This window comes from Nostoc sp. (assembly GCF_054880495.1).
The window spans coordinates 1-2,650 of the sequence record NZ_JBTYKD010000002.1 but is presented as its reverse complement, the minus strand read 5'-3'; the positions used below and the strand labels follow the sequence as shown (position 1 = coordinate 2,650).

Below are 2,650 nucleotides of genomic sequence, written 5' to 3'. Positions count from 1 at the left end.
TTCAGTTAATCAACTAAAAATAATTCTAGATACTTTACTAATTGTGTTCATGTCATTAATTTTATTAATCCTAATAGGACAATCATTTGTAGTGACTTTTGCTGCTATCAAAGCTTACAACGGTCACCATTATCGTTACCCTTTGACCATTAGAGTTTTGCGATAAGACTATGTGATACTATACTAAATAAGTGAGCAATAATAAATCAAACTATGTTAGGCAATAGACCTCTTGCATACATCAAAAAAAGAACCCCACCCCGCCTTTGACTTACATCATAGCCCCCTCCCCGCAAGCGAGGAGGGGGCTATGATGTACCTCATCTGATTAATAAACGCTATAGAAAATCTTGATTACTAGATTGACAAATTACTAGGTGTTACTAAAGCAGAAAAATTGTTTGTTAGAAAGTTTGATATAAGTAAAGATTTGGATATATTAGATATGATTGATAAAATGATATTTAGCAAATAAACCTCATCTAAGTTGAGAACCGTAGTTTTCGCCCTCACCCTAAATCCCTCTCCCATATCTGGGAGAGGGACTTTGAAATTCTGGCTCCCCTTCTCCCACATTTGGGAGAAGGGGTTGGGGGATGAGGGCAAATCCTTTTGATCACAGAAGAACTACAGGTTTCAAGATAGACGTGGTTTAGTAAATTGCATAATTATGGGAGTAAATAATGATATGATTGGGGTTGCGATCGCAGGCACTGGATTTGGTCAAAAAGTCCACATCCCTGGATTCCAAGCACATCCTCAAACTGAGGTAGTTGCTGTTTATCACCGAGATATAAATAAAGCCAAAGCCATAGCAGAAGCCCATAATATTCCCCACGCTGACGATTCACTGACAAATATTGTGGCATTACCAGAAGTGCAAGCAGTCAGCATTTCGACACCGCCATTTTTGCACTATGAAATGGCAAAAACCGTACTGCAAGCTGGGAAACATTTATTACTAGAAAAACCGACAACCTTAAATGCAGTTGAGGCTAAAGAACTTTATCAGTTAGCTAATGCCAAAGGCGTGATTGCGACTGTAGATTTTGAATTTCGCTTTGTACCAGCATGGCAGTTGTTTGCTGAATTATTGTCAGAAGATTATGTGGGTAAGCTGCGCCTAATTAAAATTGATTGGTTAGGTTCTTCTCGTGCTGATAGTTCACGCCCTTGGAATTGGTATTCTGACAAGGATAAAGGAGGCGGTGCATTAGGGTCTTTGGGTTCCCACGCCTTCGATTACATTCACTGGTTATTCGGACCAGTCCGTAGATTAAACGCCCATTTAACAACTGCTATTCCCACACGAATTGACCCTGTAAGTGGGGAATCCAAGCCAGTGGATAGCGATGACAACTGTATATTAACACTGGAATTAACGGATGGCACACCTTGCCAACTTTCGATCAGTGCGGTTGTTCATGCAGCAAGAACCCATTGGGTAGAAGTATATGGCGATCGCGGTACATTAATAGTGGGCAGTGAAAATCAAAAAGATTATATACATGGTTTTCGTGTTTGGGGTTCCCAGTCGGGTAAACCTCTGACGGAAATAGAAATACCGAATCGGTTAATTTTTCTGAAAAATTATACTGATGGGCGCATTTGTGCATTTATCCGCGTAGTAGACCAATGGCTGCAAGGAATTAACCGCAATCAGGAAATTACACCATCGCTGCGAGAAGGAATTTACTCTCAGTTGTTGATGGATTTATCCCATGAATCTCATCAAAAAGCAAGTTGGGTAGATGTACCGAGTTTGTCAGGATTTCTTAGCAACTAGAAACCAAATGAGGAAAACTCCCCGCATTCGTATCCCGCCAGAAGTAAAGAAATATGTTTTTCAACGTGACAAATACCAATGCCAAAGCTGCGGTAAAACTACTGTAGAAACTAACCTCAGCATTGATCATATCATTCCCCTTTCCCGTGGGGGTCAAAATGATATCAGTAATTTACAAACCCTCTGTCTTATATGCAATCAGCAGAAAACAGACAATATTGATCCCCGTTTCCGGCGCCATTTTGATTTATAACGTTTCTCGCCTCGTTCCTAGTACTTTGTCAAGTTGGTTTTGAGGGTTTGTAGTAAGGACTTTAGTGCTTAGAAAATAAGGACTAAAGTCCTTACTACGAAATTGCTTACTCATCAATTTAAACTTGACAGACTACTAGTCTCCGACTAAGAATGCTCTCTATAAGGCTCCGCCTTCCTTACTCGCAGCAGAGCCGCTTGGAAGTGCATTTCCAGCCTTTGGCTGGAAACGAGGTTTTAATTGTAAAGGGGTTTTGCTGAAGTTGACACCAATGCACCACTGTACCCCCTTATACGGTTTCACTTTCAATACGGTTCGGTTAAGGCAAGAGACGCGATAAATCGCCGTCTCTACAAAGCACTGATTATTGTAAAGACGGCGATTTATCGCGTCTTTGTGATCTAGAATCTGTCATGAAAAAACCTTATCCGAACCGTATTGGTTTCACTTTAATAATGATACTTGCTAGGGGCACAGCAATGCTGTGCCCCTATGATAAATCTATATGTATCAGGTTTTGTGTGAAATAGTATTACATCTATCCCAACTGATTTGAGATCATGCTGACATCAACGGCTAACTTTTTGCCCAACTTGAGCAACTGAAGACAC

General features: G+C 40.5%; 3 protein-coding genes. All 3 read left to right on the top strand.

Annotated elements, in window-relative coordinates; translation table 11 throughout:
- The first annotated feature begins 19 nt into the window (after positions 1-19).
- The 3 genes from ACYTXL_RS00055 (at position 20) to ACYTXL_RS00045 (ending at position 2,039) form a co-directional block, all read left to right on the top strand.
- Positions 20-166: a DUF4870 domain-containing protein gene (locus tag ACYTXL_RS00055; RefSeq protein WP_461922950.1), complete on the top strand. Its 147-nt coding sequence runs from the start codon at positions 20-22 to the stop codon at positions 164-166.
- Positions 167-670: 504 nt separating this feature from the next.
- Positions 671-1,786 carry a Gfo/Idh/MocA family protein gene (locus tag ACYTXL_RS00050; RefSeq protein WP_461922949.1) on the top strand — a complete coding sequence of 372 codons (1,116 nt, stop codon included), beginning with the start codon at positions 671-673 and terminating at the stop codon, positions 1,784-1,786.
- A gap of 7 nt (positions 1,787-1,793) precedes the next feature.
- Positions 1,794-2,039, top strand: coding sequence for an HNH endonuclease (locus tag ACYTXL_RS00045; protein ID WP_461922948.1), 246 nt, complete (start codon positions 1,794-1,796; stop codon positions 2,037-2,039).
- The last annotated feature ends 611 nt before the right edge of the window (positions 2,040-2,650 follow it).